This is a genomic window from Spongorhabdus nitratireducens (assembly GCA_947387575.1).
Lineage (GTDB): Bacteria > Pseudomonadota > Gammaproteobacteria > Pseudomonadales > Endozoicomonadaceae > CANDOC01.
Map to the genome: position 1 here is coordinate 384153 of CANDOC010000001.1, position 19761 is coordinate 403913.

Consider the following 19761-nt stretch of genomic DNA (forward strand, 5'->3'; position numbering starts at 1 on the left):
TATTTTTATCGAATCAATTATGGACGATCTTCGATCGCTACCCACTCGGCACTTTCCGGACCGGTGTAGTCAGCAGACGGACGGATAATCCGGTTGTTGGCCCGCTGTTCCATTACGTGTGCGGTCCAGCCGGCAACACGAGAGCAGACAAAGATCGGGGTAAACAGCTTGGTCGGGATATCCATAAAGTTGTAGGCAGACGCATGGAAGAAGTCAGCATTACAGAACAGCTTCTTCTCACGCCACATAACCGCTTCAACCCGCTCGGAAACCGCATACAGGTGGGTGTCGCCAACCTGCTCGGACAGCTTCTGGGACCACTCCTTGATAATGGCGTTACGGGGATCGGATTCACGGTAGATGGCGTGACCAAAGCCCATGATCTTGTCCTTGCGCGCCAGCATACCCATGATGGCATCTTCGGCTTCATCGGCCGTTGTCCACTGTTCGATCATGTCCATTGCAGCTTCGTTCGCGCCGCCGTGCAACGGGCCACGCAGGGAGCCAATTGCGCCGGTTACGGTGCTGTGAATATCGGACAGGGTGGAAGCGCAGACCCGGGCGGTAAAGGTAGACGCATTAAACTCGTGCTCGGCATACAGGATCAGCGATGCATGCATAACCTGAACATGCAGCGGCTCCGGCTTCTTGTTGTGCAGGGTCCACAGGAACTGCTCGGCGATAGAGTCAGCGTCAGTGTCCACTTCAACCCGGATGCCGTTATGGCTGAAGTTGTACCAGTAGTTGATCATGCCCGGGAAGATTGCCAGCATCCGGTCAATATGATCGAGCTGTGCGTCGAAGCTCTCTTCAGTTTCCAGGTTACCCAGCATGGAGCAGCCGGTACGCATGACGTCCATGGGGTGGGCTGAAGCCGGAATCTGTTCCAGCACGACTTTCAACGCATCGGGCAGGGTACGCATGCCTTTCAGGCGGGTCTTGTAACCATCCAGTTCGGCCTGGTTGGGCAGCTTGCCGTACAGCAGCAGGTAAGCCACTTCCTCGAACTGGGCTTTGTCAGCCAGTTCCTTGATATCGTAGCCACGGTAGGTCAGACCGGCGCCGGTCTTGCCTACGGTGCACAGTGCGGTTTCACCGGCAGATTGACCACGCAGGCCGGCACCGCTCAACTTCTTTTCTGCCATGATAATTCTCCGTTTGTTATTACTTTTTCTTCGAGTTATTTAAGACAAAACAGGGACAGGACAGTGGCCTGATGCTCAGGGATTCAGGAACTCTTTGGTTTTCACCAGCAGTTCACGTTCCTGGAACGTCATCATGCCGTCGGCGATGGCACCGCTGTTGCCGTCGCGCTTGATCACTTCCAGCACTTCGCGCATCGCGGTTACCGCAGCACGCTGCAGGTCGGAAGGGATAATAATCAGCTGATAGCCCATGGCTTTCAGGTCTTCGGTCGGTACCAGTGGAGTTTTGCCACTGTAGAACATGTTGATCAGCTTGGGACCGGGTGCCTGCTTGGCAATTTCCTCGATCTGGGCGATGGTCTGGGGTGCTTCTACAAACAACATGTCGGCACCGGCTTCAACATACGCCTTTGCACGTTCGATTGCATCATCAAATCCGGTAACGGCAATCGCATCGGTACGGGCAATAACGGTGACGTTGTCCGCATACTTGGCTGCGGTGGAAACCTTCTTGCACATTTCCTCAACCGATACCAGCGACTTGCCATCCAGGTGACCGCAACGCTTGGGGAATTCCTGATCTTCAATATGGAAGCCACAGACGCCGGCACTCTTGAACAGTTCAACCGTACGCTTGACGTTTACTTCGTTACCAAAGCCGGTGTCGGCGTCAGCAATAACCGGCAGTGAAGTGGCTTCACAAATCTGACGCACACGGTCGACAACTTCAGTCAGGGTCAGTAGACCGATATCCGGTACACCGGTACTGCGGGCAATGGCACCACCGCTGGCATACAGCGCAGAAAAGCCGGCTTCTTCGCCGAGGCGGGTAGAAATGCCGTCATAAACGCCCGGTGCAGTTACGATACCTTCCTTTGCAATCAGGCGGTTAAGCGCATTGTCTTTATCGCTCATATCACTTCCTCTTTTTGTTCTTGTGCAGTTTAGTGCTTTGCTTTGATGGCCGGGGATGAATTCCGGCCGGATAATTTTGTGTTTTTATTTTTAAAAATTAAGTTATTGCTGTTCGGGTTCAATAAACTGTTTGATTTCTCGCCGTGCCTGACCGATATGACGGCGCATCAGCATTTCAGCCAGTTCCCCATCGCGGTCTTTCAATGCCTTGAAAATCATCTGATGCTCAAACAGCGCCTGCTCGGGACGGGTGCGACTGCCAGAGTTTTTACGGTACATCTGCATCAGGTGATACAGTTCATCACACAGGGAACGAATCAGGCGCTGATTACGGGAGCCGGTAATAATCCGGTAATGAAAATCGTAATCGCCGTTCTGGTCGATATAAGCCTGTCCCTGGTGCTCTTCAATATAAGCTGCATGAGTTTCCAGCAGTTGTTCGAGCTCTCCCAGTTCCTGGTCAGTCATATTCTCTGCTGCCAGCCGGGCAGCCATGCCTTCCAGCGCTTCGCGCACAGCAAAGATTTCTGATAATTCAGTGCGGGTCAGGGTGACAACCCGGGCGCCAACATGGGGGGCACGGATAACCAGCCCCATGCCTTCGAGCCGTAAAATTGCTTCGCGCAGGGGGCCACGGCCGATGCCGTAGCGGCGCGACAGTTCGGGTTCTGAGATTTTGCTGCCCTGAGGCAGATCGCCGGAGGTTATGTCCCTGACCAGCTTGTCAGCAATACCCTGGGACAGGGTCTCCATGCGGGGAGGTGAGCTGGTATCCATAAACTCTGATCTAAGTTTTGTTTACAATCTTTATTTTTATAGCAGTTTATATCGCATCTTCAGTGCTTTTTTCAAGGGGATTGTAAACAATGTTTGTTTCTTGATGAAATGTAACGCAATATCTGCCGTGATTTCACTGATTCCTGCCGATATTTTCTTTTAACAGTAAGATCTCTGTGATCATAAATTTGTTAAAGGGATAACATTCCCCACTATTGCTGCGACAAGGATGTCAAAATGCGAAGGCTATTCATTTGCTGGTTGTTGTTGTGGAGCTCAACAATTACTCAGGCAGACTCTCCTGCGGTTGGGTCAGTGCTCATGCTGACTACTCATCAGGAAGCGGCAGGTGGTCAGAAACAACTCAAGGCGATTCTGGTTTTTGATCGGCAGCGTAAGGTATGGCGGTTGCCTGGTGGTGCTGCCATACAAGCTGATAGTTTTTTACATGTAAATGTTGCGGCCAGAAAGTTACAAGAAGAACTGGGTTTGAATTTCGGGTTGGGCGACCTGATAAACCTTAACCGCAGTTACACCCATAACAATCACACTGTCTATGTGATGGGGGACAAAACTTCCAGAGGGTTGTTTTTTCTTTCCGGCACCCGACTGCCTGCAGAAGGGTATCGATACCCCGAACGGTTTGATGCCCCACGCCTCAGAGTAACAGTGCAGAATCGACTTGTTGATCTTGCAGATACTCCACAGAATCGGCCTTTTCGAAGAATAGCTGATATCAGGCTGCTAAAGCTGAAAGTAATCAGAGAGTGGCTTGAGGCAAATAATATTCTCGATGCTGAACGCTTTCCAGAGGGGCAGCCCGTCCTGATTCCTGACCCGGAGCATGCGGCTGCGCCGCTGGCAGTACAATACGATTTTCTGATGACAATACAACAAGGATTGATGATAGAAAGCCCGACGTGCTCAGCCAGTTGCATGTTCAGCCTGATGGACAACCCTGAGATCCGCGCAGTTACAGATGAGCAGCTGGCGGGTTTTTTTCCTCCTGAGCCTGTTGAACCCCTTCCGGATGAAATAGTTGTACAGCGAAATGATGCGCCTGAAATCGTACCTCCAGTAGTTCCCCAGCCTTTGATTGCTCCTGTTATAGACGTACCCGCTCCTCAACGAGTGGTTATTCCGGCTGTTGAGCAAAACCCAGTCAGGCGCAGAGAAGAACGGGTTGTACCGCCACCTGTAGTTGCAGATGTTGACCCTGTCATACCTCCCCGAAGTCGATATGCCATGCCCGTTGCATTTGATGGCTGGCCGGAGGTTGATGTAAGACAGCTCTTGCCTCTACTTGATAATCCGCCTGAGGGTTATATTGGCATGACAGACTATGGGGCTTTGTTTTATTTACCAAGGTTTTCTGATCGATATATTGATGATGTTTTTAGATTTCATCAGGCAATGAATGCCATTATTCAGGATCATCTGATTCCAATTAAAGATTTCTGGCCTGAGCAATTCAGTCAGGATTTGTTGCTTCCGGTGAATATAAGAGAAGCAAATATTCAGTCAATTATTAATTTAATTGAAGTGATAAATTCAAATGATGTTGCATCTGAAGTTTTTAAATTAATGAAACCGGTTAACCAGAATGTAAGAAAAAGATACCTGAGGACAGAAGGTAAAGTTATGGTTGTTGGTTGTGGTGCAAACCATGATCGTCATGTCAATTTCCATCCGGCTGCCCATACCTTTACTATTGATCCATCCCGAGAAATGGGTGCTGATCTGGTGAGTGATGTTCAGTATGGTTTCCATATGCTGCCTAAAAAAGAGCACTTTTCAGTTATCTATTTTGAGAGTGTTCCAAGCATGTTGTTCGAGTATGGCGAGCTAAACAGAGCCATGCTCAAAAAAGCTTATGATTTATTGAAACCTGACGGGTTGTTAATGATCAGGGCTGGATGTGCAACAATGTGTACATATGACGACTACAATGTACCTGAGATGATGACAGGTCTTCTGAATGAGGCCGGGTTTCTCGAGGTTAAATTTATAGAAGACGAAATCAGCGATATGTTTGGAAGGCTATATCATCTGCGTAATGATTTTAAGTTTTCCGCAAACAAATTATGGAACAGAGTTGTCAATGAGGGTTATATTCCAGTATCCAGAGATGAAGCCATTAGAAAGGGTATCAAGGTGATATCAATTAAAAAGTGAATGGTTTGCTTGGCTCAGTTCAGATGTTTAAATGAGAGTTTGTGACAACAAATATCCCAGATATAGCGGAACTCAACAACCAGAAAAAGCCGGTGGCTGTTGAGTTGGCTGAAGTGAATCTGTCATAACACATCACTAGAAAAATGCTGTGATTTTGGGGCATCTAGTTACTGAAAATATGGCGCCAAAACAGTGTCGTTATACAGTCTTTGAAGCGGGTCATTCATCAATGTAAACATGCATATCGCACTACAACCCGGGCTTTCAATCATCGTTGCTTGCTGAAGAGTCCATAAAAACCAGTAATCTATTGGATAAATTTTACCATCGTGAGGGTCAGTCACAGGAACAGCAGCACCGGCTGGAAATGCTATAGGGTCAAGAATGTTGTTATTACCAAGCCATGCAAGTATGGTCTTGATCTTGAATAGTTTTACATCATTGACTTCGAGTTTATGGCTGTTTGCTGGAATATTTGGAATTTTTGATTGGGCAGTTTGTATCGTTTTCTTTAATTCGACCTCTTTAAATTCTGAAGGGTATTTATATCCTCGTTTCGGTTTATTTGTGCCATCAAGAAAAAAAAGCCCTTTGCAGGTTTTATCACCAAATACATAAACGATATGTTGGCCAAAATAGTAACTTCGGTTTAGATTTGTAAGATCGTTTATATCGTAGAGTCGGTGTAATTCTTCCCCGGTTTCCCGTGCGGCTGTATTTGGAAGTGCTCCGTTATCCTTCGCGCTCATTTGGCCCCCAGGCAATAGCCAGAGATTCTTTGTTTTATCATATGCCAATACAACCATTAGCTGCTTAACTTTTGCTGGAGGAAACTGCCGGGTTGTAATCATGAAGCAATAAGCTCTTGTGGGCGGGTAAGCCTCACAGCTCAAACAGATAAATAAAAAAGATAATAATAAACACAGATGCTTCTTCATTATTTTCTAATATCCGAATTTTTTGATATCAAAAGTTACAAAATTAATTTATTTAGATCGATGCAATCTCAAAAGTTCAATTATTTGTCTTTGGTTGGAATGTCTAAAAATCCATTAAAAACAGTAAGTTAGGCTTTTTGTATTGGACAAAGGTATAATTTTTTTTCAATTTTGTTTGTTTTATGTTCTCACCAGACAAAAAAATCTAACGAGCTATGAACATAAAACAAGGAGTGAGTGTCTCAGTCAGAGGTGCTTTGTTCTCAAAATTACAGAACAAGGATGTAGATATGATAAAACGAAGCCTGCTTTTATTGTTGTTATTCTTCTCGGTGCTGGTTGAAGCAGCTCCACCAGGTGGTGCTGTGCTGATGCTGACCACTCATCAGGCAAATCCAGGTGCTGATAAAGAAGTTGAGCTGGTTCTGGTGTATGACCGGGAACAGAATATCTGGCGTTTGCCCGGAGGGGTCTCAAGGGATCCTGGTGCGCTACACGTGAATATAGCTGCCCAAAAAGCTCAGGATGAGTTGCACCGTGTTTTCACTTTGGATGACTTCACTAACCTCAATCGCAGCTACACCTTTGATAATCAGACTGTTTACATCATGGGCGACAGAACCTGTCACGGTCTGTTTCTTATCGCCAATGGAAAAACTCCGGTTGAAGGATATCGCTATCCGGCCCGTTTTGAGGCTGCCCGTCTGAAATGGATGATCAGGGACTCACAAGCCAAATTACAAGATACTCCTGCCAATGCTCACTTATTCAGAGTGTCTGATGTTCGTCTGATAAAGCTAAAAATGATCAGGGAATGGCTCAAAGCCAATAACATTCTGGATGAGGGGCTCTTTCCGAAAGGGCGGGCAGTAGTCATTGCAGATCCCGAGCATGCAGGTCAGTACTTAAATATCGATTATGGTTTTTTGGCGGGCTTACAGCAGAGTATGGTGATTGAAAGTCCTACCTGCCCAATTGTCTGCATGTTAGACCTGATGGATGACCCGGCGACCAGGGCAGTCTGTGACGGCCAGCTGGCAGGATTCTTCCCGGGCGACGCGCAAGAGGAGATATTTCCGGTGCAGGTTCCACCGGCACCGGCTGTTGTCGGTGTTGATCATAATGCCGGTGCGCAGGCTCAGGTTGCAGACAATAATCAAGAGTTGCTGATTAAAGTGCTCCAACTGACAAATGAGTGGGACACCTTCATGCTGATGCAGCCTGATCTGGACCTGATGCTGGGTGGTATTGATGCAAAGCCTATTATTAAAGACCCTAACTCCGAAGGTATCTTCAGATCACAGTTCAAATTATTTCTGGAGTTGATGGGCCTCAATGCCAAAGACTTCTCAATAGATAAATTTCCACTGTTCGTGGAAAGTGCCAGCAGCGATATTATTAAAAACTGGACTGCAGGCCATAGCCAGGTTGAAAACACTATGGCTCTAGTATTGAGGGTAATGCAGTTGTTGTCGGAACAGTCTGTTCCGGTGGCGGTGGTTCAGCCATCTCCTGCACCCGTGGTAAAACCAGCTCCGGCCGCTGCAGTGGCGGTCAAACCTGCGCCTGATCAGCCTAAAGATCAACCGCCATTATTACTCAAGCGCCCCGCTGGTCCGGAAATCCTAGTCCAGGAGCAAGCTTATGCTCAACAGCTGAAAGCTATGCGGGGCTACTTTACCACGCCGCTTGAATTGCGCAGAGCCATGATTGCCGGCGTTGATTTGAAAGAGGAGCTCAAAACCGGTATCAGATGCCATGATTTTGAAGCACTGTTCCGCGCTTATCATAAGTATATGGCAATGAGACCGGGCTTCTACAAGCCGGAATACTTTCAGCACTTCGTGAAAAGTATCGGAGAAGATTTTGCCGGCCTCTGGTATCAGGACTTTATGATGGTAGAGCCACATGAAGCTCTGGTCGCTCAGATGTTCCAGGAATTTCTGCAGACCAAGGGCATTCAGGTGGTCAGTCTCAAGGATCTGAATGCTGCTGCCAATGATGACGAAGACACTCTGGTTGCGGCTGTCCAGCCGGGCCCGAATCAGCCATCGGCTTCAGTGTATGCAAGGAGTTCAGGTAGCGGAACCTTGAAACAGCGCCTGGACCGGTTTGGTGGCCAGTCTGTTGCCCTGAGAGGCCTGCAGGAACATCTGGTACCGCCCAAGCCTCCAGCCGTTGGGTATGCTGCACCAGCACCTGCATCGATTGTTTCTGTTCAAGGCAAGGTGTTGCATCTGCGTGAGAATAATGTGAAGAACGGAGTCAAGCCTTTCAATGACCAGCATCACCCGACAGCACTGGGTGACCTGTACCATTATTACGGCTTCAAGAAAACCCGGCAGGCACAGTTCCACAATGACAGGTACTACATCCAGCCGGTTCGCGGTAGTGGTAACTGCCTCTATCTGGCTTATTTGAGTGGGTGGTTGCATGCGTTGGTAGAAGATGTCGTTACAGGACGTAACCCTGGTGCGATTGATTATGAAATTAACAAGCTGCTCAATCAGCGTGCCGGCTTCAGGGACTATCTGGCTAACACCGGTCGGGCGGTTGGTCTGGTTGATACAACAGATGAATTTGTGAATTTCCTGCAGGAGCTTAATGGTAATCCGACCGTTGCTCATCTGCACCAGATGATTATGCCAACCCATCCTGTCATGATGCGCTGCGGCACGGAGAATATTCGTGGCTGGGGTGGTAAAGAACAGCGCCTTGAGCCACTGATTTGCTACTTGCGTAACTATACAGTGTTCCTGACCAGAGAGGATTTATACCGGGAGGTTTATCAGACACCTGAAGCCAGAGAGCGCCAAAAACGCTGGGTTGATTTAATGGGGATGGCTGAGTTTTTCCCGGGAGAATTCGGTTGTGCAGAAGGCGTCAAAAATTTCACTACATATTACGGGCATCTGAAACTGAACCCGCTGGATGCATTTTTGCTCCACCAGTCTCAGATGGGTGTCAATGCCACGGCTATTGAAATGAGGATGCTGTATACCATCAGGCCTTTCAGTGTTTGTCATCAGGAAGGGCATGAAGAATGGAATCAGGAGTGTGTTGCTACTTTTGGTTTCAAACGTGCAATCTACCCAGAGGGTGAACGCATTGTTATTTTGCAGCAACCACAGCACTTTGTAGCCATGATTCCTGTAGATCTGTGCTACGTACCACGGCAGGCTGCCCCGGCAGTTGTCAATGTTCCCGTGTCTGTCGTTAATCAGGCGCCTTTACAGGTACAAAGACAGCCGTTACCGGTCGTACAAGTCTCGCCATTCCAGCAGGGAAAATCACCGGCGCCCAAGGACCATCAGGCTCAGGGATACAAGGCTCCGGCTAAAGTTGCCAAACCACATCCCAAAGCAGTAGCTCCAGCGGCTGTTGTCAAGATTGTGGAAGACCCGAAACGAACCCAGCAGGTGACGGTCAAGCAGCATTATCAAAATGTGGCAGGTCATCCGGGTAAGCGACTGATTGAATTTGTTCGACCCAACCATGTTGAGATTATGCAGCATTTTCTGCGTGATCGTGTAGAACGCGCCAATATTGATATTGACTGCACTGATTACCGAGGCGCTATGCCGATACAGCTGCCAGGGCCCTGGATGAATCGTGTACGTCTTTATCGCAAGATTGGGCAGGGTGGGCAAGGTGCAATTTATGCCGCTTCATTTGCGGAAGAAAATCATCCGACTCGAGTGATCAAGGTCAGTGATGCTGCGGATGACTACAGCCGTACCGATATGACTAATTGCCGCAGGTTTGATCAAACCTTCAGGGATGATATGGCTCATCCGTGCATCGCTCTGGATTATGCTCAGTTTTACGATCAGGGGCTGCAGCAATTCTTCCAGATGATGGATCGCTACCCGACAGATCTGCAGCATATGATTCCTGGTGCTGGCAAGGGCGTCGATAAGCATCTTGCCATGGTCATGATTCATCAGATGCTGCAGGGAATTGCTCACATGCACGTCAATGGTTGGATTCATCGGGATATCAAGCCCGGCAATACCATGATCGAGATGGACGGCAGTCGTATCAAGCTGATTGACTTTGGCATGTCCAAGCGTGTGGGTACAGGAGCGCAGGCTGGTCAGGGGTTAGATTCCATGAAAGGTACCCCGGGTTATATGCTCATGCAGATGCAGGCCGGTGGTAAGTACAATGGCTTCGCTGCTGATATGACTGCGCTGGCTGTTACTTATTTCCGCTTGAGAGCAGGATTCGGTGAAGATTTGATTGAAATACCGGATGACCTGCGCGCTGCAAACAATATCCCTTACTACCAGAAGGTGCTGATTGCTTACCAAAGGTTGCATGAGGAAGCATTGGCACTGGGCGGGACTGGTGAGGCCGGCGTAGGTGAGGATGCGGGTGTTACACAAAGCATTATCATGCGGTTGTATCAGGTCTTTGGTGGAGAGTATGACGATGATGAGGCCATGTTCCTTCGAGACTTGCTCAACCCGGAAAATGGCAGACATGCAAACAGTGAAACGCTGTACACTATTCTGGGTAAAAACCCATTGATGGTACGGGCCAGAACACTGACTGTAACTCACTGATACTTAATCCCCCCCTGTTAATTACTCGAACAGGGGGGGATTAAGTCTCTCAAACCAGGGCCTATGCTAAAAGCGCAAGATTCTGAAAGTACTTCAGCGACTCAGGATTAGCCAGAGCATCCGTGTTCTTGACTGGGCGTCTGTGAATAGTCTCACGTACCGCCAACTCAACCAGTTTGCCACTCAACGTTCTCGGCAAATCCGGCACCTGAATAATATGCGCCGGCACATGCCGTGGACTGGCCTGGGTGCGAAGAATCTGCTTGATATCCTGCTTTAGCTGATCCGTCAGCTGCTTGCCATCCTTCAGCATCACAAACAGAATAATACGGGTATCGTCCTTCCACTCCTGACCTACCGCGAGACTCTCCTGCACATCCTCGATCTGGCTGACCTGGCGGTAAATCTCGGCTGTGCCAATCCGCACCCCGCCGGGATTCAGCACCGCATCGGAGCGGCCATGAATGACAATGCCGTTATGCTCGGTCAGTTCACCAAAGTCACCATGGGCCCAGATATTCTCGAACCGGGCAAAGTAGGCATTGTGGTAGCGCTCACCTTCAGGATCATTCCAGAACCCCACCGGCATTGAAGGGAAGCTCTGGCGGCAGACCAGTTCACCCCGTTCACCTTTTACCGGTTTGCCATCTTCATCGAAGAACGCCACATCCATACCCAGCCCGGCGCACTGCAGTTCGCCGGTATAAACCGGCTTCATGGGTGAGCCCAGGGCAAAGCAGGAGACAATATCGGTGCCGCCGGAAATGGAAGCCAGACACAGTTCGGTCTTCATTTCCCGGTAAACCCAGGCAAAGTTCTCCGGTGCCAGTGGTGAGCCGGTAGAAAGTACGGCTTTCAGGGTACTCATATCATGACTGCGGGCCGGTTCCACTCCGGCCTTCTGCAGTGCAGCAATATAGCGGGCACTGGTGCCGAAAATGGTAATGCCTTCTTCCTGAATCACATTCAGCAGTGCCTGTGGGCCGGGATGGAACGGAGAACCATCAAACAGCACCAGCGTAGCACCGGTCATCAGGCCACTGACCAGCCAGTTCCACATCATCCAGCCACAGGTGGTGAAGTAGAACAGTACATCATCCGGTTTCACATCCGTATGCAGTGCCAGCTCTTTCCAGTGCTGCAGCAGTACACCGCCAGTGCCGTGAACAATACACTTGGGCTTGCCGGTGGTGCCGGAGGAGTAAAGGATATACAACGGATGATCAAAGGGCAGGGAGGCAAACTCGACGTCGGTGACTGTTTCCTGTTTGAAATCACCCAGCAATACCGCATTTTGCAGGTCGGACAAGTCAGGTTCAGGATTTCTGAAAGGAACGACTACGGTTTGCTCAATGGAGTCGATGCCTTCCTGAATGGCTGCAACTTTATCAAGGCAGTTCAGTGACTTGCCGTTATAAAAGTATCCATCACATGAAATCAGCACTTTGGGTTTTGTCTGGCCAAAACGGTCCAGTACCCCACTCAGACCGAAATCCGGAGAGCAGGAGGTCCAGATACCGCCCAGCGCGGTGGTTGCCAGCATACAGACAACAGTTTCAATACAGTTGGGCATAAATGCCGCAACCCGATCACCGGCCTGAATACCGGCTTGCTTCAGTCCGGCCTGAGCCTGGGCAACCTGTAGGTAGAGCTCAGCATAAGTCAGCTGTTGCCGGGTGCCGTTTTCTCCGCGGAAAACCATGGCGGCTTTTTCATCCCGGCGCTGCAGCAGGCGTTCGGCAAAGTTCATACGGCTACCGCTGAACCATTTGGCCTGGGTCATCGGACCGGCGGTTTCATCCAGAACGGTGTCGTAAGGCTGATGGAAGTTGATCTCACCCTGTTCGGCAATGGCCTGCCAGAAATCAGCGCGATGGTCGACAGACCACTGATGAAGATCGTCGTAGGTTTCGAGTGTCAGTCCATGCTGTGCATTCATCTGCTGCATAAACCGGTACATATTGGAATCTTTCTGCCGCGCCTCACTCGGGCTCCAGAGCGGTTGGCTCATGATGCATCCTCTTGCTGCAGATTAAATTTATTGTTGTGAAATTGTGGTGCAATCGAGGTTTGTTTATTAAAAAGCCTGCGATATTGATTCGCAGGCTTTATTAACGGTCGCTATTCATTGGCTTGAGCCAGTGCCGCCAGTCCGGCGGCTGAACGGCAGGGCAGTCCCAGCTCTTCCGTCACAAACCGGGTCGCCTGCAGCAGGCCATCCTGGCTGATGCCGTGCTCAATACCCAGTCCGTTCAGAAGATAGACCACATCTTCGGTGGCGACATTGCCACTGGCGCCCGGTGCATAAGGGCAGCCGCCCAGGCCGGAGATGGCACTGTCGATTACGCCAAGGCCTTCTTCCAGCAGGGCATAAAGGTTGGCAATGGCCTGTCCACGGGTGTTATGGAAGTGTGCAGCCAGCTGCTCCATAGGCGCTACAGCAGTGATTTTCTCAAACAGCTGTTTAGCCTGTACCGGCGTTCCCAGACCGATAGTATCGCCCAGGGAAACCTCAAAGCAGCCACGATCCAGCAACTCTCTGGTCAGAGTTGCTACTTTTTGCGGCTCGATGTTGCCTTCATAGGGGCAGCCCATCACACAGGAAACATAACCGCGTACTCGCACGCCAGCCGCTTTGGCGGCATCCAGTACCGGAGTAAACCGGTCCAGGCTTTCAGCAATGCTGCAGTTAATATTTTTCTGGCAGAAGGTTTCTGAAGCGGCGGTAAATATCGCGACTTCATCAACATTGGCTGCCAGTGCACCTTCCACTCCACGGCGGTTAGGGGTGAGAGCCGCATAAACGATCTCACTGTTGCGCTGCAGCTCGGCAAACACTTTATCGGAATCAGCCATGGCCGGAACCCGGCCCGGGGCGACAAAACTACCGGCTTCAATATGGCGCAACCCGGCGTCGGCCAGCAGCTCAACCAGCTTTACCCGGTTGGCGACAGACTGGGGCTTTTCACCCTGCAGTCCGTCGCGGGGGCCGACTTCTACGATACGAACAGACTGAGGCAGGCTCATGCTTCAGTCTCCTCGTGCTGTTCAAAGTCGATCAGAACCGCATTTTGTTCAACCTGCTCACCGGCATTGAAATGAATCGCAGTAACCACACCATTGGCCGGCGCCCGGATGGTATGTTCCATCTTCATGGCTTCCATAATCACCAGCGGCGTATCCTGGGTCACTTCGGTACCGGCTTTGGCCAGCACTTCAACAATAGTGCCCGGCATTGGCGCATGCAGGCCGCCATCGTCTTCACCCGCGCCCGGATTAACCGGCGATTGCATTGACCAGCCAAACTGGTGATCAGCGCCGGTCAGATACAGGGTTTTACCATTGCAGCCAAGACGGAAAGCATGTTGCTTGCCGTTGGCAGCAATGACCGCAGTGTCGTTTTGCAGCTTATAGGAGAAACTGAATTCACCCTCTGCAGCTTTTAGGGTGGCTTTATCCTCACCCTGCAACACAATGCGTGCTGTCAGGCGTTCCTGATCCTGCCAGAAAAAGACCGGAGCAGTAGCCTGCTGGTTCAGACGCCAGCCAGTATCAGTAGCAACCGGTGCCTGTTCGGCCTGCTTCAGTTTGAACAGGGCGGCAGCAGCCAGTGCTGGCTGCAGTTCAGGTTCACGCGGCCCGAGGGTATCGCCATGCTGCTCAACAAAGCGGGTAGTGAGTACAGCTTCAGCAAAAGCCTTGTGACGCAGAACCCGAATCAAATAATCACGGTTGGTATCGACACCGCCCAGCTGCATATTTTCCAGCGCGGTAATCAGTCGCTCACGGGCTTCATCACGATCCGCGCCATGGGCGATAATCTTTGACAGCATCGGGTCATACCAGACACTGACATCATCACCCTGTTGAATACCGCTGTCGATCCGGATACCAGGCAGGTCAGACGGCTCATGCAGCACATCAATATGACCGGTCGCCGGCAGAAAACCATTGTCCGGTGATTCCGCATACAGCCGCACTTCCATGGCATGGCCGGAAGGTAACAGCTGCTGCTGGGTCATGGGCAGTTTTTCACCACTGGCGACCAGCAGCTGCCATTCGACCAGATCGGTACCGGTAATCAGTTCGGTCACCGGATGTTCGACCTGCAGTCGAGTGTTCATTTCCATAAACCAGAATTCATTGCCTTCCAGCAGGAATTCCACGGTGCCGGCACCGGTATAGTTAATGGCTTTGGCCGCTTTCAGTGCCGCTTCACCCATATCCTTGCGGAGGGAAGGGGACAGACCCGGGGCCGGGGCTTCTTCAATAATCTTCTGGTGACGGCGCTGCACCGAGCAGTCCCGCTCAAACAGGTAGACGCCATTGCCATGCTCGTCACAGAACACCTGAATTTCTACATGACGCGGCTGCAGCAGACACTTCTCAACCAGCATCCGGTCATCACCGAAGGCCTGCATGGCTTCACGACGGGCGCCGGCAATGGCAGCATCAATCTCTTCCGCATCATAGACGACACGCATGCCTTTACCGCCACCGCCGGCACTGGCTTTCAGCATCAGCGGGAAGCCCACTTTCATGGCCGCTTGGCGCAAGGTGTCATCATCCTGCTTGTCGCCGTGATAGCCGGGCAGTACCGGTACGCCGGCGTCTTCCATCATCGCCTTGGCTTCCTGTTTGGAACCCATGGCGGTAATGGCATTGGCTTTCGGGCCAATAAAAACAATCCCTTCTTCAGCGCAGCGCTGGGAGAAGGTGGCATTTTCAGACAGGAAGCCGTAACCCGGATGAATAGCCTGGGCACCGGTTTGCCTGGCCGCAGCCAGTACCTTCTCCATATCCAGATAGCTCTGTGCCGCCTCTGCGGGACCCAGGCAAACGACTTCGTCGGCCAGTTGGGTGTGCAGTGCCTTGCGGTCAGCTTCGGAGCAAACAGCAACGGTTTTAACACCCAGCTGCTGGCAGGTGCGGATAATTCGGCAGGCAATTTCGCCGCGGTTGGCAATCAGAATCTTGTTAAACATTTTGCTAGGTAACATAGTGCTAGGCATCCTGCTCATCTCCGCTGGCCTGAATCCAGGATGGGGAGCGCTTTTCAAGAAACGCACTGAGACCTTCCCGGCCTTCCTCTGAGGCCCGGATCTTGGCAATACAGTCGATGGTGTAGTCGGTAACTTCAGCAGTACCCGGTACCTGACCGGCAATACCTTTCAGCAAATCCTTGGTAGCCGCAATCGCTGCCGGACTGTTTTGCAGTAACTGGGCAATCAGGGTATCGGCTGTCGAGCGAAGCTCATCTTCAGCCACAACTTCATGTACCAGACCAATATCCAGCGCCTTTTCGGCTGGAATGACTTCGGCACTGAGCATATAGCGGCGGGACTGACGGGTGCCAATAGCACGGGCCACAAACGGGCTGATAGTCGCCGGCAGCAGGCCAATCTTGACTTCACTCAGACAGAAACGGGCATTATCTGCAGCAATAACCATATCGCAGCAGCTGGCCAGACCAACGGCACCGCCATAGCAGGCGCCCTGGATCAGACCGATCACCGGTTTTGGACACTGATCCAGCATCACCATCAGTTTGGCCAGTTTTTCGGCATCGGCGCGGTTGGCGGCTTCATCCATCTGCCCCATGCGGCGCATCCAGTTCAGGTCGCCACCGGCAGAGAAGTGTTTGCCGGCTGCGTCCAGTACGATAACCCGGGCTTCAGGGGTGTTAACCACTTCTTCCAGGGTTTCGATCAGATTGGCAATCAGGTTATCGTCAAAAGCATTGCGTACAGCCGGACGATTCAGGGTCAGTCTGACCACACCACGAGGATCAATGCCGGCGGTCAGATTGGGTTCGTTATTGTTTTCATTACTCATATGTACCGCCTCCTTACATCCGGAAGATACCGTAACGGGTGTCTTCAATCGGTGCGTTCAATGCTGCTGCCAGACTCAGTCCCAGAACATCACGGGTCTGGGCCGGATCGATAACACCGTCATCCCATAACCGGGCGCTGGCATAAACGGCAGTGGACTCACGGTCAAATTGGTCTTCAAGCGGCTTGCGGAATTCGGCTTCTTCTTCGTCAGTCCAGCTTTTGCCGGCTTTTTCCAGTGCACCGCGTTTTACTGTGGCCATAACACCGGCTGCCTGCTCACCACCCATAACCGCGATTCGAGCGTTGGGCCAGCTCCACATAAAGCGGGGATCGTAGGCACGGCCGCACATGCCGTAGTTGCCGGCGCCATAGCTGCCGCCAATCACGACAGTCAGCTTCGGTACTTCGGCACAGGCCACTGCGTTAACCAGCTTGGCACCGTGGCGGGCAATACCTTCGGACTCATACTGTTTGCCGACCATAAAGCCGGTAATGTTCTGCAGGAACAGCAGCGGAATCTTGCGCTGGCAGCAGAGCTCAACGAAGTGAGCGCCCTTGATGGCAGACTCGGAGAACAGCACACCGTTGTTGGCGAGGATGCCCACCGGGTAACCGTGAATCCGGGCAAAGCCACAGACCAGCGTAGTACCATAGCGGGACTTGAATTCATCCAGCTCGGAACCGTCGACCAGACGGGCAATAATATCGCGTACATCAAACGGCTGGCGCGGATCTTCCGGAATTACACCGTACAGTTCTTCAGCATCAAACAGCGGAGCAACCGGTTCTTTACGCTGAACCTGAGGCGGTACAGTGCGGTTCAGGTTGGCGACGATATTGCGGGCAATCTGCAACGCATGTTCATCATTTTCTGCCAGATGATCGGCAACACCGGAAGTACGGGTATGCACATCACCGCCACCCAACTCTTCGGCGGTGACTTCTTCACCGGTAGCGGCTTTAACCAGCGGCGGACCCGCAAGGAAAATAGTGCCCTGATTGCGGACGATAATACTTTCATCCGCCATTGCCGGAATATAAGCGCCGCCTGCCGTGCAGGAGCCCATGACCACCGCAATCTGGGCAATGCCCTTGGATGACATGCGGGCCTGGTTAAAGAAGATCCGGCCAAAGTGTTCCCGGTCAGGGAATACATCGGACTGACGGGGCAGGTTGGCACCACCGGAATCCACCAAGTAGATGCAGGGCAGGTTGTTGGCTTCGGCAATCGCCTGGGCCCGCAGGTGTTTCTTAACAGTCAGCGGATAGTAACTGCCGCCTTTGACGGTGGCATCATTGGCCACAATCATACAGGCCTGACCGGACACCTGACCGATACCGGCAACCGCACCGGCAGCCGGCAGGTTATCTTCATAGACACCTTCAGCGGCCAGCTGGCCGACTTCCAGAAAGGCCGAGCCCGGGTCCAGCAGCTGGTCAATCCGGTCACGGACCAGTAATTTGCCGCGACCTTCATGACGGGCGCGGGCCTTTTCACCACCGCCCTGCAGAATACGGGCGATGGTTTCATTCAATCCGTTCAGCTTGCCCAGCATCGCCTCGCGGTTTTGCTGGAATGCCGATGAATGAACGTTAACTGCAGATTCAATCACAGGCATTAGCGAGTCTCCTGGAACATTTCACGACCGATCAGCATTCGGCGGATTTCAGAAGTACCGGCACCGATTTCGTACAGCTTGGCATCACGCAGCAGACGACCGGTGGCATATTCATTGATATAGCCGTTACCGCCCAGAATCTGTATGGCCTGCAGCGCATGCTGGGTAGCACGTTCAGCGGTATACAGGATAACGCCGGCGGCATCCTTGCGGGTGGTTTCGCCACGGTCACAGGCTTTGGCAATGGTATAAAGGTAAGAGCGGGAAGCATTCAGCTCGGTATTCATATCGGCCAGCTTGGCCTGGATCAGCTGGAATTCACCGATCGCCTTGCCGAACTGGGTGCGTTCGTGCACATAGGGCAGGGCAATATCGAGACAAGCCTGCATAATACCGACCGGACCACCGGACAGTACCACTCGCTCATAGTCGAGGCCGCTCATCAGTACTTTAACGCCGCCGTCTACCATGCCCAGTACGTTTTCTACCGGTACTTCACAGTCCTGGAACACCAGCTCACAGGTGTTGGAGCCGCGCATTCCCAGCTTGTCCAGCTTCTGGGCCTGGGTGAAACCGGGGAAGCCACGCTCAACGATAAAGGCGGTAATGCCGTGAGCACCTTTATCCTGATCGGTTTTGGCGTAGATTACATAGGTGTCGGCATCGGGACCGTTGGTGATCCACATCTTGTTGCCATTCAGCACAAACACATCACCACGACGCTCGGCTTTCAGCTTCATGCTGACTACATCGGAACCAGCATTAGGCTCACTCATGGCCAGTGCGCCGACATGCTCACCGCTGCACAGTTTCGGCAGGTATTTTTGTTTTTGTTCTTCGGTACCGTTGCGGCGAATCTGGTTCACACACAGGTTGGAGTGGGCGCCATAGCTCAGGCCGACGGAGGCAGAGGCTCGGCTTATCTCTTCCATGGCAACCGCATGAGCCAGGTAACCCATGCCTGAGCCGCCGTACTCTTCCTCAACCGTAATACCCAGCAGGCCCATATCGCCCAGCTTGCGCCAGAGGTCAGCCGGGAACTGGTTTTCCCGATCAATATCTGCTGCAAACGGAGCAATTTCGTTTGCAGCAAACTGCCGAACCTGCTCCTGCAACATGTTGATGGTTTCGCCAAGATCGTGATTAAGCGTGGACATAGACAAGCTCCTGTTATCGCTGAAATTTTGCTGCGCTTATTATTGTTCTGGTTATTGTTCTGGTTTTATTTTTATTATTGAGTGGCTCAAATTTCTGAGCGTACTCTAATGCATCATGGCTATTCATGATTTCTCATGAGTGCATCATGTGCTGTACCGGGCTTCTCTCTTCAAGAGGTCAGCAACTGGATCTCAGTGAATATGGCTGAGTGATTCACGACAGCGACGTTCAACCTCGTCCAGTTCCCCCTGCATCGCGGCAATATCGCGCAGTTGCTGGTTAAGCAGTGCCTTGCGCTCGGCGATCATTCCCAGAATGGTCAACAGTTGCCGCTTGTTATTGCGATCAGGGTCGTACAGTGCAATCAGTTCCCGGGATTCATCCAGGCTGAACCCAAGTCGCTTGCCCCGAAGGATCAGCTTCAGGTGCGTGCGGTCTCTGGGGCTGTATATCCGATGCTGACCTTCCCGTGCCGGTGACAGCAAACCCTTGTCCTCGTAGAAACGAATGGTCCGGGTTGTGATGCCAAATTCCTGCGCTAACTGTGAAATGGTGTAGCGCGTCGGCTTATCCTTGTTCTCCATAACGGAAGGTTCTGTTGGCTTCGGTATTTCGGAGTATAGGGTAGG

13 protein-coding genes are annotated in these 19761 nt (G+C 51.5%); 2 read left to right on the top strand and 11 right to left on the bottom strand.

All coding sequences use genetic code 11. The features are described 5' to 3' along the window. Nucleotides 1-17: 17 nt before the first annotated feature. The 3 genes from prpC to ACYZZ0_RS01685 form a co-directional block, all read right to left on the bottom strand. Nucleotides 18-1145 (bottom strand): bifunctional 2-methylcitrate synthase/citrate synthase, encoded by a 1128-nt coding sequence (prpC, locus tag ACYZZ0_RS01675; protein ID WP_461534827.1) that lies wholly within the window; start codon nt 1143-1145, stop codon nt 18-20. A gap of 75 nt (nt 1146-1220) precedes the next feature. Next, on the bottom strand, nt 1221-2060 hold the full coding sequence (locus ACYZZ0_RS01680; protein ID WP_461534828.1) for an isocitrate lyase/PEP mutase family protein: 840 nt from the start codon (nt 2058-2060) through the stop codon (nt 1221-1223). 102 nt (nt 2061-2162) lie between these two features. Further along, a complete protein-coding gene (locus ACYZZ0_RS01685; protein WP_461534829.1) occupies nt 2163-2837 on the bottom strand; it encodes a GntR family transcriptional regulator in 675 nt (224 codons plus the stop codon). 408 nt (nt 2838-3245) lie between these two features. Between ACYZZ0_RS01685 and ACYZZ0_RS01690 the strand changes: the two genes are divergently transcribed. Continuing rightward, nucleotides 3246-5012, top strand: a complete 1767-nt coding sequence (locus tag ACYZZ0_RS01690) for a hypothetical protein (RefSeq protein ID WP_461534830.1) — start codon at nt 3246-3248, stop codon at nt 5010-5012. A 167-nt stretch (nt 5013-5179) separates the two neighbouring features. On the opposite strand, the gene ACYZZ0_RS01695 is transcribed toward ACYZZ0_RS01690, so the two are convergent. Then, nucleotides 5180-5863 carry an NUDIX hydrolase gene (locus tag ACYZZ0_RS01695; RefSeq protein WP_461534831.1) on the bottom strand — a complete coding sequence of 228 codons (684 nt, stop codon included), beginning with the start codon at nt 5861-5863 and terminating at the stop codon, nt 5180-5182. Between the two features lie 377 nt (nt 5864-6240). Here ACYZZ0_RS01695 and ACYZZ0_RS01700 point away from each other — a divergent pair, with 377 nt between their 5' ends. Then, nucleotides 6241-10518 carry a protein kinase domain-containing protein gene (locus ACYZZ0_RS01700; RefSeq protein WP_461534832.1) on the top strand — a complete coding sequence of 1426 codons (4278 nt, stop codon included), beginning with the start codon at nt 6241-6243 and terminating at the stop codon, nt 10516-10518. A gap of 61 nt (nt 10519-10579) precedes the next feature. Here the strand turns inward: ACYZZ0_RS01700 and ACYZZ0_RS01705 are convergent, their stop codons facing one another. The 7 genes from ACYZZ0_RS01705 to ACYZZ0_RS01735 all read right to left on the bottom strand — a co-directional run bounded on the left by ACYZZ0_RS01705 (nt 10580) and on the right by ACYZZ0_RS01735 (nt 19716). Beyond that, nucleotides 10580-12529 (bottom strand): acetoacetate--CoA ligase, encoded by a 1950-nt coding sequence (locus ACYZZ0_RS01705; RefSeq protein ID WP_461534833.1) that lies wholly within the window; start codon nt 12527-12529, stop codon nt 10580-10582. Between the two features lie 110 nt (nt 12530-12639). After that, nucleotides 12640-13545, bottom strand: coding sequence for a hydroxymethylglutaryl-CoA lyase (locus ACYZZ0_RS01710; protein ID WP_461534834.1), 906 nt, complete (start codon nt 13543-13545; stop codon nt 12640-12642). Next, nucleotides 13542-15518 carry an acetyl/propionyl/methylcrotonyl-CoA carboxylase subunit alpha gene (locus tag ACYZZ0_RS01715; protein WP_461534835.1) on the bottom strand — a complete coding sequence of 659 codons (1977 nt, stop codon included), beginning with the start codon at nt 15516-15518 and terminating at the stop codon, nt 13542-13544. The genes ACYZZ0_RS01710 and ACYZZ0_RS01715 overlap by 4 nt, the downstream gene beginning before the upstream one ends. Nucleotides 15519-15522: 4 nt before the next feature. After that, nucleotides 15523-16353 carry an enoyl-CoA hydratase/isomerase family protein gene (locus ACYZZ0_RS01720; protein ID WP_461534836.1) on the bottom strand — a complete coding sequence of 277 codons (831 nt, stop codon included), beginning with the start codon at nt 16351-16353 and terminating at the stop codon, nt 15523-15525. Between the two features lie 13 nt (nt 16354-16366). Next, a complete protein-coding gene (locus tag ACYZZ0_RS01725; protein WP_461534837.1) occupies nt 16367-17974 on the bottom strand; it encodes a carboxyl transferase domain-containing protein in 1608 nt (535 codons plus the stop codon). Beyond that, nucleotides 17974-19131, bottom strand: coding sequence for an isovaleryl-CoA dehydrogenase (locus ACYZZ0_RS01730; RefSeq protein ID WP_461534838.1), 1158 nt, complete (start codon nt 19129-19131; stop codon nt 17974-17976). Before ACYZZ0_RS01730 ends, ACYZZ0_RS01725 begins: the two co-directional genes overlap by 1 nt. Nucleotides 19132-19323: 192 nt before the next feature. Beyond that, entirely contained in the window at nt 19324-19716 is a 393-nt protein-coding gene (locus ACYZZ0_RS01735) for a MerR family transcriptional regulator (protein ID WP_461534839.1), read from the bottom strand. Nucleotides 19717-19761 lie beyond the last annotated feature (45 nt).